The organism is Novosphingobium sp. AAP93 (assembly GCF_001296055.1).
Taxonomy (GTDB): Bacteria; Pseudomonadota; Alphaproteobacteria; order Sphingomonadales; family Sphingomonadaceae; genus Novosphingobium.
The window spans coordinates 64,114-77,276 of record NZ_LJHZ01000001.1 but is presented as its reverse complement, the minus strand read 5'-3'; the positions used below and the strand labels follow the sequence as shown (position 1 = coordinate 77,276).

At 64.7% G+C, this 13,163-nt stretch carries 10 protein-coding genes; 3 read left to right on the top strand and 7 right to left on the bottom strand.

All coding sequences use genetic code 11. From position 1 onward, the window contains the following. Positions 1-10 precede the first annotated feature (10 nt). Positions 11-922: a YncE family protein gene (locus IP83_RS00280; RefSeq protein WP_054120199.1), complete on the top strand. Its 912-nt coding sequence runs from the start codon at positions 11-13 to the stop codon at positions 920-922. Between the two features lie 92 nt (positions 923-1,014). Here the strand turns inward: IP83_RS00280 and IP83_RS00275 are convergent, their stop codons facing one another. Further along, positions 1,015-1,890, bottom strand: a complete 876-nt coding sequence (locus tag IP83_RS00275) for a sterol desaturase family protein (RefSeq protein WP_054120198.1) — start codon at positions 1,888-1,890, stop codon at positions 1,015-1,017. A gap of 195 nt (positions 1,891-2,085) precedes the next feature. On the opposite strand from IP83_RS00275, the gene IP83_RS00270 reads away from it, so the two are divergent. After that, complete coding sequence (locus IP83_RS00270; protein ID WP_054120197.1) at positions 2,086-5,415, top strand: glycosyl hydrolase; 3,330 nt, start codon at positions 2,086-2,088, stop codon at positions 5,413-5,415. A 132-nt stretch (positions 5,416-5,547) separates the two neighbouring features. Here the strand turns inward: IP83_RS00270 and IP83_RS00265 are convergent, their stop codons facing one another. The 6 genes from IP83_RS00265 to IP83_RS00240 all read right to left on the bottom strand — a co-directional run bounded on the left by IP83_RS00265 (position 5,548) and on the right by IP83_RS00240 (position 11,704). Beyond that, on the bottom strand, positions 5,548-6,867 hold the full coding sequence (locus IP83_RS00265; protein WP_054120196.1) for an NAD(P)/FAD-dependent oxidoreductase: 1,320 nt from the start codon (positions 6,865-6,867) through the stop codon (positions 5,548-5,550). Positions 6,868-6,955: 88 nt separating this feature from the next. Further along, a complete protein-coding gene (locus IP83_RS00260) occupies positions 6,956-8,119 on the bottom strand; it encodes a S9 family peptidase (protein ID WP_054120195.1) in 1,164 nt (387 codons plus the stop codon). A gap of 4 nt (positions 8,120-8,123) precedes the next feature. Further along, complete coding sequence (locus IP83_RS00255; RefSeq protein ID WP_054120194.1) at positions 8,124-9,026, bottom strand: VOC family protein; 903 nt, start codon at positions 9,024-9,026, stop codon at positions 8,124-8,126. Further along, positions 9,023-10,270: an amidohydrolase family protein gene (locus IP83_RS00250; RefSeq protein WP_054120193.1), complete on the bottom strand. Its 1,248-nt coding sequence runs from the start codon at positions 10,268-10,270 to the stop codon at positions 9,023-9,025. The genes IP83_RS00255 and IP83_RS00250 overlap by 4 nt, the downstream gene beginning before the upstream one ends. Continuing rightward, positions 10,267-10,695: a heme-binding protein gene (locus IP83_RS00245; protein ID WP_054120192.1), complete on the bottom strand. Its 429-nt coding sequence runs from the start codon at positions 10,693-10,695 to the stop codon at positions 10,267-10,269. The genes IP83_RS00250 and IP83_RS00245 overlap by 4 nt, the downstream gene beginning before the upstream one ends. Positions 10,696-10,780: 85 nt before the next feature. Then, positions 10,781-11,704, bottom strand: a complete 924-nt coding sequence (locus tag IP83_RS00240; RefSeq protein ID WP_054120191.1) for a LysR family transcriptional regulator — start codon at positions 11,702-11,704, stop codon at positions 10,781-10,783. A 120-nt stretch (positions 11,705-11,824) separates the two neighbouring features. Between IP83_RS00240 and IP83_RS00235 the strand changes: the two genes are divergently transcribed. Next, a complete protein-coding gene (locus IP83_RS00235; protein WP_054120190.1) occupies positions 11,825-13,159 on the top strand; it encodes a family 1 glycosylhydrolase in 1,335 nt (444 codons plus the stop codon). Positions 13,160-13,163 lie beyond the last annotated feature (4 nt).

The window sequence follows — 13,163 nt, the reverse complement described above, 5'->3', positions numbered from 1 at the left end:
GGAGCAGCCCATGCGAAGCCCCAAGTCCCTGCTTCTCGCCGCCGCGCTGATCCCCGCTGCTGCCCATGCCGAAGCCGCGAAGCCCGTCGTGCAGGTCGTCCCCGGTTTTGCCGACTTCCTTGCCATCGACGGCGACACCGTCTGGGCGACCAACAAGGGCCGCGTCGAGCAGTGGTCGGTGAAGGGCAAGAAGACCGAATACCCGATGGGGCGGCCCTGCGGCGGCATGAGCGTGGACTATGGCTCGCTCTGGGTCGCCGATTGCCCGGAGAACGCCGTCAAGCGCATCGACGTGAAGACCGGGCGGCTCCTCGCGACGATTTCCAGCGGCATCGCCAACAATATGGAGGGCGAACTCAACACCGTTACCGGCGCGGGCTCCGTCTGGATAGGCAGCGAGGCCAGCGGGAAGATCGCCCGCATCGACCCCGCCACCAACAAGGTCGTCGCCTCGATCCCGGTCGCACCCGGCTCGTGGTACCTCAGCTTCGGCCTCGGCGCGCTCTGGGCGGTGAGCGGCAAGGAACAGGTGCTCAGCCGCATCGATCCCGCCACCAACACCGTCACTGGCACCGTCGCGCTCGGCAAGATGCCGGGCTTCCTCGTCGCGGGCGAAGGCGCGGTCTGGGTGCAGGAACAGGGCGATGGCACCGTCGCGAAGATCGACCCAGCCACGATGACGGTCACCGCGCGGATCAAGGTGGGCGACAACCTCAAGTGGGGCGATATCGATACCGGCGGCGGGAAGGTCTGGCTGCGCACCACCGATGATCAGGAATACGTGGTGATCGATGCCGCCACCAACGCGATCCTCGACCGCGTCGGCAAACCCTCCGGCAGCGGCGCGCTGCGCTGGACGCCGAAGGGCGTATGGACCTCTGCGCACGATATCCACACACTGACTTGGTGGCCCAATAAATAGGGACAGTCCCCTTTTTTCACTCGCCTCCTCTTTCTGATCAAGATACTCGAAAGAAACGAGAATAACGGGAATAACGGGGACAGTCCCTTTTTCTAAGCCGCCGCCTTGCGCCCCTTCACCCGGTCGATGATCGGCATCAGAGGATAGATCAGTGTCTCGCCGATCCCCATGTGGCGGCGCCCTTCCTGCCCGACTTCGACAGCCTCGCCTGCCTTGAAGGTGCCGTGCAGCCGGTCGAACAGGATCAGCGCGCAGGCATAGTTGCAGCGGGTGTCTTCATACTCCACCGAGTGGTGCAGACTGTGCGCCTCGATCGTGGTGAAGACCGCAGAATACCAGCGCGGCGGATCGAAGCGCACGTTGGCATGGCTGAATGCCGCGATCGTGCCCAGCATGTGCCCGGCGCAGAACAGCGCTGGCAAGGAGAAGTCGAGAAACACCGTCAGGCTGAGGCCGATCAGGAACAATTCGAACGGGTTGCCCACCGCCCCCTTGAGCGCGTTCAGCTGCCGCACAAAGTGGTGCGGCGCGTGGACCACCCACAGCGGAAACCAGTTGTGCATCGCCCGGTGCAGCCAGTAGTGCCCCCACTCGATCAGCAGCATGATCAGCGCCACCTGCACGATCAGCGGCGCATGCTCCAGCCACGGGGTATGGATGCCCAGCGCGTCCTTCACCCCGATCAGCGGCGCATCGGCCCAGTGCTTTCCGGCATAGCGCACCACCGTGTAGAACATCACGAAGTAGAACAGGTCCGAGAAGAATTCAGCGCGCGTCAGCCGCCACCCGGCGTGCCGTTCGTTGATCTGCTCGAGTCCCAGGATCATGAACTTGGTGCAGACCGCCGCGATCACGATGGTCCAGCCATTCGTCGCCAGTTCCGGCGGCAGAACCGACCAGAACACGAAAATCGCCAGCAGCGTCGCCGGCTGGTAATACTTGAATATCAGCGGTTTAATACCAATCATGATACTGCGAGCCCCCACGGCATTGCTATGGCGGCAAGGCTAACACCAAGTCCCCATGCCAACAACGCCCCAGTTTGTATTACGCACCTCAGGGTATCCCGGCGGTGTGCACTCCTCCCCGATTTCGCTTGCATCCGATGCGCGTTTTTGATCAAAGCAATCATAAACAATCATGATCCATCCGGGAGACGCGCGTTGCACAAGGCCCCCATCCGCCTCATCGGAGCGCTTGTTCTCGCCGGCTCGGCACTCGCCCCGCTCCACGCCCAGCAGGCACCCGATCCGCTCGCCGACGATTTCCGCGATCCGCCCACTTCCGCTCGCCCCCGCGTGTGGTGGCACTGGATGAACGGCAACGTCACCGAGGAAGGCATCCGCCTCGATCTCGAATGGATGAAGCGCATCGGCATCGGCGGCGCGCAGACCTTCGATGCGCAGCTCAACACGCCGCAAGTGGTCGAGAAACGACTCGTCTACATGACGCCGGAATGGAAGCACGCCTTCCGCACCGCTGCTGAAACCGCCAACAAACTCGGCCTCGAACTCGCCATCGCCGCCTCGCCGGGCTGGAGCGAAACCGGCGGTCCCTGGGTCAAGCCCGAAGACGGCATGAAGAAGCTCGTCTGGTCCGAAACGCGAGTGACCGGCGGCAAACCCTTCAAGGGCAAGCTCGCGCTGCCGCCCACGATCACCGGCCCGTTCCAGGACCTGGGCATGCAGCCAGAGATCGGGGTCGAGCATCCCAAGACCGATCTGCCGCAGCTCTACCGCGACACCTACGTCTTCGCTGTACCGGAGACGGCCGCGCCGCTCGCCCCCGTCTGGACGGCATCGTCCGGCGCCATTGATGCCGCCGCGCTGACCGATGGCAAGCTGGCCACTGCCATCGAAGTCCCCGTCGGCCAAGCCGATGCACCCGCATGGATCCGCGCGGACTTCGCCGCACCCCAACAGGTCCGCTCGGCCACGCTGGCGATGCCACCCGTCTCGCTGTTCAGCGCAGCCAAGTTCGCGTCTGTCCTCGAGGCCAGCAAGGACGGCACCAGTTTCAGCGAAGTCGCCCGCTTCCCAACCGGCACATCCGCCGAATACACAATCACCTTCCCCGCCGTCACCGCCACGGCGCTGCGCGTGCGCTTCATAGCGGAGCAGACCGGCTTCAGCCTGCCGACCCCGCCCGCGCCCGGCGCCGAGTTCCCCTCGTTCCCCGGCTTCATGAGCGGTGCGGGCGCGCATGCCACCGTCAACGAACTGCGCTTCTCCGCCGCCGCGCTCACCCACCGCTTCGAGGAAAAGGCGGGCTTTGCCACCACGCTGAATTACGACACGATCCCGACGGGCGAAGCTCCCGCCGTGCCGGAAGGCGCGGTCATCGACCTCACCTCGCGCCTGAAGCCGGACGGCTCGCTCGACTGGACCCCGCCCAAGGGCCAGTGGCGCGTGCTGCGTATGGGCTATTCGCTTACCGGCACCGAGAACCACCCCGCGCCGCCCGAAGCTACCGGCCTCGAAGTCGACAAGTTCGATGCCGCCGCCGTCCGCCGCTACATCAACACGTACCTCGACACATATATCGCCGCTGCGGGCCCCGACATGATCGGCCAGCACGGCGTCCGCGCCCTCCTCAACGACAGCATCGAGGTTGGCGCGAGCAACTGGACGCCGCAGATCATCGCCGAATTCAAGGCACGCCGCGCTTATGATCCCGTGCCCTGGCTCCCCGCGCTCACCGGCGTGATCCTCGGCAGCCCCGCGCGAACCGACGCGTTCCTCCACGATTACCGGCAGACCCTCGCCGACCTGATGGCGGACGGGCACTACAAGACCATCGCCGAGGAAGCCCACAAGCGCGGCCTTATCCACTATTCCGAAGCGCTCGAGGACAAGCGCCCCTCGCTCGGCGACGACATGGCGATGCGCCGCCATGCCGATGTGCCGATGGCCGCGATGTGGTCCTACGACACCGAACGCGGTGCCCCGCAGCCGAGCTACGAAGGCGACATGCGCGGCGCCGCATCGGTTGCCCATGTATACGGGCAGAACCTCGTCGCTGCGGAATCGCTGACCGCAGCGCTCCAGCCCTGGGCCTTCGCCCCGCGTGATCTGAAGCCGATGATCGACATGGAATTCGCGCTCGGCGTCAATCGCCCAGTGATCCATACCTCGGTCCACCAGCCACTGACCGACAAGGCACCCGGCTTCTCGCTGTTCATCTTCGGACAGTATTTCAACCGACTGGAGACATGGAGCGAGCAGGCAAAGCCTTGGGTCGATTACATCGCGCGCAGCAGCTACATGCTCCAGCAGGGCCGCAACGTGGCCGATGTAGCCTGGTTCTACGGCGAAGAAGCGCCGCTCACCGGTCTCTTCGCCAAGGCCGTGCCGGGCGACCTGCCGACCAACAACGCCTTCGATTTCGTCAATCCCGACGTGCTCCTGAACCAGCTATCGAATGACGGCCCGGACCTCGTCGCCAAGAGCGGCGCGCGGTACAAGGCGCTCTATCTCGGCGGCAGTTCGGCGCGGATGAGCCTCGCGGTGCTGAAGCGGATCGACAAGCTGGTGCGCAGCGGAGCGACTCTGGTCGGTGAGAAGCCGCTTGGCTCGCCCACCCTGCAAGACGATCCTGCTGAATTCACACGCATCGCCGACGCGCTTTGGAGCGGCGATACCGGCAAAGGCCGCGTCCTCGCGAGCCACGATCCCGATGGTGCGCTGGCCAAGCTCGGCATCGCGCCGGACTTCACCTACACCAAGGCCCGGCCCGACACCGCACTCCGCTTCGTCCATCGCAAGACGGCAGACGCCGAGATCTACTTCGTCACCAACCGCAAAACCCGCGCCGAGCCGACGACACTCAGCTTCGCAGTCACAGGCAAGGCGCCCGAATGGTGGGACGCGCAGACCGGCAGGGCCGCGCCGCTCGGCTACACCAACAGAGATGGCCGGACCGACATCGCGATGACACTGAAGCCTTGGCAATCCGGCTTTGTCGTGTTCCGCAAGGCCGGTCCCGCAAGCCTTAGCCTTCCGGCATCGACGCGCACGCAGCTCGCAGCGCTGTCCGGCCCATGGGCGCTGACTTTCCAGCCCGGACGCGGCGCACCTGCCAGTGTGACCTTGCCCGCCCTTGCCGACTGGACCAAGAGCAGCGACCCGGGCGTGCGCTACTTCTCCGGCACCGCCACCTATCGCCAGACGCTGAAGGTCCCTGCCACCAAACCCGGCCAGCGCCTGATCCTCGATCTCGGCGAGGTGCGCGATCTGGCCGAGGTGCTGGTCAACGGCAAGTCCGCCGGCCTCCTCTGGCAGCCGCCGTACGAGGCCGACCTGACCGGCCTCACCAAGTCCGGCACAAACACCCTCGAAATCCGGGTGACCAACCTCTGGGTCAACCGCCTCATCGGAGACGCACAGCCGGGCGCCAAGCCGATCACCTTCACCACGCTCAAGACCTACCGCGCCGATGCGCCCTTGCGGCCCTCGGGTCTGCTCGGGCCGGTGACGCTGAACTTGGAGCATTAACCCCCACTTCCCCAGCCCCGCTCACCCTGAGCTTGTCGAAGGGTGCGAGCACCACGGTTGCGCGTGATGCTTCGACAAGCTCAGCATGAGCGGACGTGACGCTTCTTGTAGGTATGATGTGCAGATCGAGGCTCAGTGCAGCTTCAGCCGCGGCCGCACGATCTGGTTCACATGCCCGATCACGATCAGCGTGACACCCCGCCACCAGCCATGGATGGCGATGAGGTGCATGCGGTAGAGCGACATGTAGACCATCCGCGCGATCCGCCCCTCGACGAACATGCGCCCGCCGACGAGGTTGCCCATCAGGCTCCCCACGGTCGAGAACCGGCTGAGTGAGACCAGCGAGCCATGGTCGCTATAGGCAAAGTCCTTGAGCGGCTGTCCCGCCTGCGCCCGCACCAGATTGGTGAAGACAAGGCTCGCCATCTGGTGCGCGGACTGCGCGCGCGGCGGCACCGGGCGTTCCTTGCCGGGGAGCAGGCACGATGCGCAATCCCCCAGCGCATAGATCCGGTCATCGGTCTTGGTCTGCAGCGTCGGCCGCACCACGATCTGATTGCCGCGCGTCAGCTCCAGATCGCTCATGGTCTTGATTTCCTCGGCGCCCTTCACGCCCGCCGCCCAGACAATCAGGTCCGCGTCGATCACGCCGCCGTCGCCAGTATGCACCGCGCGGTCCTCCAGCTTCACAACTTGCGTGCGCTCCAGCACTTTCACGCCAAGCCGCTGCAGTTCCTCGCGCGCCGTCGTCGCCAGCGCCTCGTCCAGCGCGGGCAGGATGCGCGGCCCCGCTTCCAGCAGCGAGACTTCGAGCTTGGTCTCGTCGAACACTTCAAGCCCGTAATGCCGCAGCGACCCCGCCGCGTTGTAGAGCTCCGCCGCCAGCTCCACGCCCGTCGCACCGCCGCCGACAATGCTGACCCGCACCTTCGCGTCGGGATTGCCGGTGTGGTGCAAGTGGTTAGCGCGCAGGCACGCATTCAGCAGCTTCTGGCGGAACTTGTCTGCCTGCGGCCGGTCTTCGAGAAACATCGCATGCTCGCGCACGCCCGGCACGCCGAAGTCGTTGGAAATCCCGCCGATCGCCAGCACGAGGTAATCATAGCGCACCGTGTGCCGCCCGATCACTTCCTCGCCGCGCTCGTCGAGCAGCGGCGCCGTCGTGATCGTCCGGTGCTCGCGGTCGATGCTCTCGATGCTGCCCTGAAAAAAACGGTAACCCCAGCGCACCGCATGGCCGCCATAGCCCACTTCGTCGAGATTGGCGTCGAGCGATCCTGCCGCGACTTCGTGCAGCAGCGGCTTCCAGATGTGCGTCAGGTTGCGGTCGATCAGGATGATGTCGTGCTTCTTGCGCCCATATTTGGCGCCGAGCTTGCGGACGAGTTCGAGCCCGCCCGCGCCGCCGCCCACGACAACGATCTGCGTCTTCTGATCCGGCACGCGCATTTCCCCCCGCGCACGCGAATTGGCGCGAGGGGATCAATGCCAGAAACAGACCGGAAATAGTAGCCTGTCCGTAGGGGAAAGCGGGTTTTCAGGCCTTGGTGCGGCCCCCCAGCGTGTCGGCGAACCAGTCGGCAATGTAATCATTGCCAAAACTCATGTTGTCTGCCCCCACGTGCTCCACCCCGCCTTCGCGCGCAGTGAAGATCTTGAGCTCGCGGCGCGGCGAATTGACCAGCTGCGCATAGCTCTGGTGCGCGTAGTCGACGCTGATCTGCCGGTCGGTCGCGCCGTGCGTCACCAGGAACGGCACCTTGATCCGGTCCAAATGGCCATTGAGGTTCATGTCGTTGCTCTTGGCGAGGAAGTCCTCATGGTCCTTCGCGCCAAACACCCAGTAGACGTGCCCCCAGTAGTGCGGCACCGGGTTCTCGCCCTCGCGCGCCATGCGCTTGTCCTGCACCTCGCGCCAGTTGTGGTTCGCGCCCCAGGCTGCCCCGCTGGCAAAACGCGGCTCATAGGCCACCGCGCGCGGCGCGAAGTGGCCGCCGAGCGAAATGCCGGTCATGCCGATCCGCTTGGGATCGACAACGCCAGCCTGCGTCTCGAGCCAATCGACCCACTTCGAGGCCCACCGCTCGGAGTAGGGCGTCGCATTCAGCCCCTGCAGCCGCAGCGCCTCGCCCGTCCCCGGCTGATCGACACACAGCGTATGAATACCACGCTGCGCCAGCGAAGCCGGAAAGCCGCCCAGCCACAGCATTTCCTTCATGCTGTCGAGCCCGTTGCAATAGACCACGCAAGGCGCCGGACCTTCCACGTTCGCACGGTGGAAGTAGGCGGCAATCGTCTTGCCGTCATAGGGGATTTCCACCCGCTGCACCGGATCGCCCGCGAACTGTGTCCCGCGCTGGAAGCTGTCGAGCGCCTTGGCATAAGTCTGCTCGCGCCCCGCCGATCCATGCGCCTGCATGCGCTCGCCCGTCAGGTAGTAGATCGTCGCGCGCTTGAGCTTGGCCCCGGCGGACAACTCGCGGCCCAGCGCGAGGTCTTCCTCGGCGAGGCCGACGAGCTTGTCCGCCATCTTGACCCATTCGGCCATGAACTCGGCCGTGCCCGCATCGGCGCCGCTCTGCGCCTTGTCGAGCAGCGGCTTGATCATGTCGACGATCTCGCCGATCCGCCCGCCGTTCTCCATCGCGATCGCGACGGAGAGGTTCCAGATGTAGTTGGGAAAGGGTTCGAACAGCGCCATCGGATCAAACCCCCGCCGGCTGGAACAGCGCCGCGTCGGGCGCAGGGTGCGGCATGGTCTGCGGACCGCCGACGCCGACGCCCCACTGGTCCATGATCTCCGGCGCGGGCGCGATCACTTGCGCGACGTGGTTCTCGAAATCGACCTTCTCGAGCTCGGACGTGTACTCGATCGCGAAGCCCGCGGGCGTGGTGAAGTAGCTGAAGGTGTTGTTGCCTGCCGTGTGCCGACCGGGGCCCCAGCGGATATCGATCTTCTGCCGCTTCAGCCGCGCGATGCCGCGCATCATCTCGTCGACATTGGGCATGTCGTAGGCGACGTGGTTGAGGCACGGCGGCCCAGGCAGGAAGGCAATGCGGTGGTGCGCCTCGTTGCAGCGCAGGAAGCACATGAAATCGCCCAGCCAGTCGCTCAGCTTGAAGCCCAGCACGTCGATGAAGAACGCCAGTTCCTCGTGGTGGCGCGGCGAATGCATGACGATATGGCTGATCCGCTCGGGGATCGCCTCGCGCGGGGCCAGCGCGCGGGCCGTTCCGCGCGCGACACCGGCGGAAATCTCGTAGGGCAGGCCGTCCTTCGAGAAGAAGCGGAAGCCGTAGCCGCCGCCGAAATGATCGAGCTGCTTGGGTTCGAACACGATCTGGCAGCCGTAATCGCGAACCTTCGCGAACAGCGCATCGACGTCAGCATGGGTATCCGCCGCCAGCGCGATCACGTCGACCCGCTGCACCGCATCCTGCCGCAGCCGCACGACATAGAGCTCGTCATGTCCTTCGGCTGCGAAGTAGACGAGGCCATCAGCCTCGTGGACTTCCTTGAGCTTCCAGTTGTCGGTGTAGAACGCCCGCTCGGCGGCAAGATCGGTGACGGCATAGCCGACATAGCGGATTTCGGTAACGCGGCTCATGCGAGGGCCTTTCCAGTGTCGCAAGGTTGTTTGAAAAACTGACCGCCCTTCATGATGGCGGCAAGGTTGTCCTTGTCCTGCAGCAAGCGGACATCGGAAGTCGGATCGCCCTCGACCAGCAGCAGGTCTGCCAGAAACCCGGCGCGCACCTGGCCGACATCCCAGCCCACCAGTTCGCCGCCCTGCTTCGTCGCGGCAACCAGCGCCTCAGTCGGTGAAAAGCCGAACAAGTTCACGAAGTGCTCCAGATCGCGCGCATTGCGGCCATGCGGGTTATAGGGGAAGCCGTAGTCTCCGCCCGGCAGCACGCGGATGCCGCGCTTGCGCATTTCTGGAATGACCTGCTGGCCGAGTTCAATCCCGCGCAGCGCGCCGAGTTCGGCGGCTTCCTTGGGACCAATCCCGAAGTCCTGCGCCTCATACGCACGTGCCCACAGCAAACCGACCGCAGGCGCCGTGAAGGTCGCGTCCTTCTTCGCCTCGAACAGATCAAGCGCCTCTTCATCGGCATAAGTGCAGTGATAGATCGCGCGAAAACCAGCCCGCAGCGCGCGCTTGACCGCCTCGGCACCCTGCGCATGGCAGGCAAGCCAGATGCCAGCCTCGCGCGCTGCCTCGCCGATCGCCTGGGCTTCCTCCTCGGAATACATCAGCGTCTGCGAACCGCCGGGCTGGAAGGCATCATCGCTCGACATCAGGAACTTGATCGTGTCGCAGCCGTCTGCCTTCTTCTGCGCGATATAGTCGCGCAGGTGCGGGATATCGCGCTGGTGCGTGGGATCATGCCCCGCCGGAACCCCCAGCACGCCTTCCGCACCCTTCTCCAGGGCGGAGGCCCGCAGGCGCGGCCCCGGCAGAAAGCCGCCATCGATCATGTCGCGCAGCGCCGGCTCGATCCGTTCACCCAGCGAGCCAGCCGAATAGACGCTGGTGAAACCGTGATCGAGCGTGATCCGCGCGTTCTGCGCCGTGACGAGCACATGCTGTTCGATGGGGAGCGGCTTCATCGTGTTGATGGTGCGCTCGACATTGGTCGGCCAGGTCAGGTGCCCATGTGCCTCGACCATGCCAGGCATGAGCGTGCGGCCCTTGCCTTCCACAACCGCGGCGCCTTCACGCGGCAAGCGTTCATCACCGCGCGCGACCGCCTCGATCCGCTCGCCGCGCACCAGCACCTCGCCCGGAAACCGCGCTGCGCCGCTGCCGTCGAAAATCATCACATCGGTGAAGAGCGTGCCGCTCATGCGCCGGTATCCGCTTGCAGCCCCGCCGCGGCGATCCCCGCCAGCGCGCAGAGTTCGTCATTGTCCGAGGTGTCGCCCGTCACGCCCACCGCGCCGAGCAGGTTGCCTTCGCCATCGCGGACCAGAACGCCGCCCGGCACAGGCAACATGCCACTCGGGAACGCGGCTTGCAGGCCATTGAAAAACATCGGCATCGCCGCCGCGCGCTTGGCGAGTTCGCGACCGCCGAAGCCCATGCCGAGGCAGCCCGCGGCCTTGCCCATCGCAATTTCGGGCCGGTAGATCGAGGCATTCTCGTCGCGCAGCATCGCCAGCACATGGCCGCCGCGATCAAGCACGACGCAGGCCAGCGGCGCGAGGCCCAGCCGCCGACCTTCAGCCAGCGTCTCCATGGCGATTGTCAGTCCGTGCGCGAGCGTCAGCATGTCCGGCGTTTCTCCCGCCGCTGTTCTGCTGGGGCTCAATCAATCTGTAAAAATGATTGTTTGGATAATTCGATATAGACTGACGTTATGCGTCAAGCGCCTCGCCGCGGCGCGCGATGGCCTCGATCCGCCCGCGCAGCCAGGTCAGCCCGGCATCGTCCTTGCGACCCGGATGATAGCTCAGCATCTGCTTCATCGCGGGAATCTCGAACGGCACCGGCGCGGTACTGATCGCAAATCGCCCCTTGAGCTGCTCGGCCAGCCGCGAATGCATCACCGAAAGCCTGTTGGTTCCTTCGATCAGCCAGGGTACCGCCGTAAAGATCGCCACCGTCGCCTCGATCATGCGGCCTCGCCCCATCAGCTCCAGCGTCCGGTCCGCGTAAGACAATGTCTGTCCGCCGCCCAGCACGACAACGACATGGCCCGCATCGAAGAATGCTTCCTCGGTGATGACGCCGTCGGCAATGGCGGGATTGCCGCTCCACCCCACCACGACCTGCGGTTCGCGATAAAGCACATAGGAGAGGTGATTGCCGCCGATCACATATTCCGGCGTGATCGTGATATCGATCTTGCCTTCTTCCAGTTCCTGCACCGTGCTCGGCTGCGGGAGCCCGCAATCGATGCGGATACCCGGCGCATCCTCCGCCAGCTGCGCGACGAGCGGCACGATCAGCGAGGCGAAGACATAGTCCGAGGTCACGATCTTGAAACTGCGCTGCGAGGTGCGCGGATCGAAATTGGGCGAGCGCGACAGCATCACTTCCAGCCCGAGCAGGCTCTCGCGCACTTGCGGCATGAGTTCATCGGCAAAGGGCGTGGGATGCATGCGCTTGCCCTGCAGCTGCAGCAACTCATCGCCGAAATACTCCCGCAGCCGCGCCAGCGCCGCGCTCATCGCGGGTTGACTGAGGTTCAGCCGCTCCGCCGAACGGCTTACACTGCGTGTCGCCATCAGCGCGTCGAACGCGACGAGAAGATTGAGATCGAGACCCTTGAAGCGCATCCTGTCCAAACTCTCCGGCGTATGTATCGACGCTGGCTATACGATTTTATGCATCATGACAATTTTACTTGATCGATGATTTCGCCCAGATCAGCATCCAAACAGATGGGAGATGGCGGAATGACAATCGACCGGCGCACATTCGTGGCGGCCACGGCAGCAGGCCTTGCGCTGAGCGCGGCTCCGCGCGTGGCAGCCAAGGCGGTCAAGGCAGCTGCGGCGCCCGGCCCCTTCCCCGCCGATTTCATCTGGGGCGCGGCGACAGCCGGCCATCAGGTCGAGGGCAACAACGTCAATTCCGATTGCTGGCTGCTCGAAAACCTCAAGCAGACAGCCTACAGCGAACCCTCCGGCGATGCGGCCAACAGCTTCGAACTTTGGCGCACCGATCTCGAGCTCGCGAAGAACCTCGGGCTCAATGCCTACCGCTTCAGCCTCGAATGGGCACGGATCGAACCCGAACCCGGCCAGTTCTCGATCGCCATGCTCGATCACTACAAGCGGATGATCGAAGGTGCGCGGGCCGTTGGCCTGCGGCCCATCGTCACCTTCAATCACTTCACCACGCCGATATGGTTCGCTGCGCGCGGTGGCTGGACCAACGACGAGGCACCGCAACTCTTCGCGCGCTTCTGCGACAAAGCCGCGCGCCATCTCGCCGGCGGGATCGATCATGCGACTACGCTCAACGAGCCCAATCTGGCAGGGCTGCTCCAGTTCCTTCTACCGGGCGGACTGCTCGAAGCGGATAGAGCCATGGCCGCTGCCGCCGCAGCCAAGCTGGGGGTCCCGGTATTCCTTGCCGGCAACGCGATCCATCATCCCGATCCGGCAAAGGTGCAGTCCAACCTGCGAGCCGGCCATACCGCCGGAAAGGCAGCGATCAAGGCGGTGCGGGGTGATCTGCCAGTTGGCGTGAGCCTCGCCATGCTCGACGATCAAGCGGGAGAGCCCGGCTCGCTGCGCGATGCAATGCGCGAGAAGTTCTACAATGCCTGGCTGCGCCTCGCTCAGGCCGATGACTTCATCGGCGTGCAGAATTACGAGCGCTCGATCTGGGGCAAGAAGGGCAAACTTGATCCGCCGGCGGACGCACGCCGCAATATCATGGGCGCTGAAGTCTATCCCCCTTCGCTCGCTGGCGCGGTGCGTTATGCCTACGAGATCGCAAAGGTTCCGGTCATCGTGACCGAACACGGCGTCGGTACCGATGACGACGCGATCCGAGCCTGGCTCATTCCCGAGGCACTCACCCACCTCAAGGCCGCGATGGACGAAGGCGTGCCGGTGAAGGGCTATTGCCACTGGTCGCTGATCGACAATTTCGAATGGGGCTTCGGCTACAAGTTTCATTACGGGCTACACACGCTTGATCGGCAGACTTTTGCGCGCACTCCCAAGCCGAGCGCTCTTGTTTACCGCGACTACATCAAGAGCCACACGGCAGGAGCCTGACCCC

Excerpts from the sequence above, each read along its gene's own strand:
- IP83_RS00250 (WP_054120193.1), bottom strand. The coding sequence starts at position 10,270 with ATGAGCGGCACGCTCTTCACCGATGTGATGATTTTCGACGGCAGCGGC.
- IP83_RS00240 (WP_054120191.1), bottom strand. The coding sequence starts at position 11,704 with ATGCGCTTCAAGGGTCTCGATCTCAATCTTCTCGTCGCGTTCGACGCG.
- IP83_RS00260 (WP_054120195.1), bottom strand. The coding sequence starts at position 8,119 with ATGGCGCTGTTCGAACCCTTTCCCAACTACATCTGGAACCTCTCCGTC.
- IP83_RS00275 (WP_054120198.1), bottom strand. The coding sequence starts at position 1,890 with ATGATTGGTATTAAACCGCTGATATTCAAGTATTACCAGCCGGCGACG.
- IP83_RS00265 (WP_054120196.1), bottom strand. The coding sequence starts at position 6,867 with ATGCGCGTGCCGGATCAGAAGACGCAGATCGTTGTCGTGGGCGGCGGC.
- IP83_RS00235 (WP_054120190.1), top strand. The coding sequence starts at position 11,825 with ATGACAATCGACCGGCGCACATTCGTGGCGGCCACGGCAGCAGGCCTT.
- IP83_RS00280 (WP_054120199.1), top strand. The coding sequence starts at position 11 with ATGCGAAGCCCCAAGTCCCTGCTTCTCGCCGCCGCGCTGATCCCCGCT.
- IP83_RS00245 (WP_054120192.1), bottom strand. The coding sequence starts at position 10,695 with ATGCTGACGCTCGCGCACGGACTGACAATCGCCATGGAGACGCTGGCT.
- IP83_RS00255 (WP_054120194.1), bottom strand. The coding sequence starts at position 9,026 with ATGAGCCGCGTTACCGAAATCCGCTATGTCGGCTATGCCGTCACCGAT.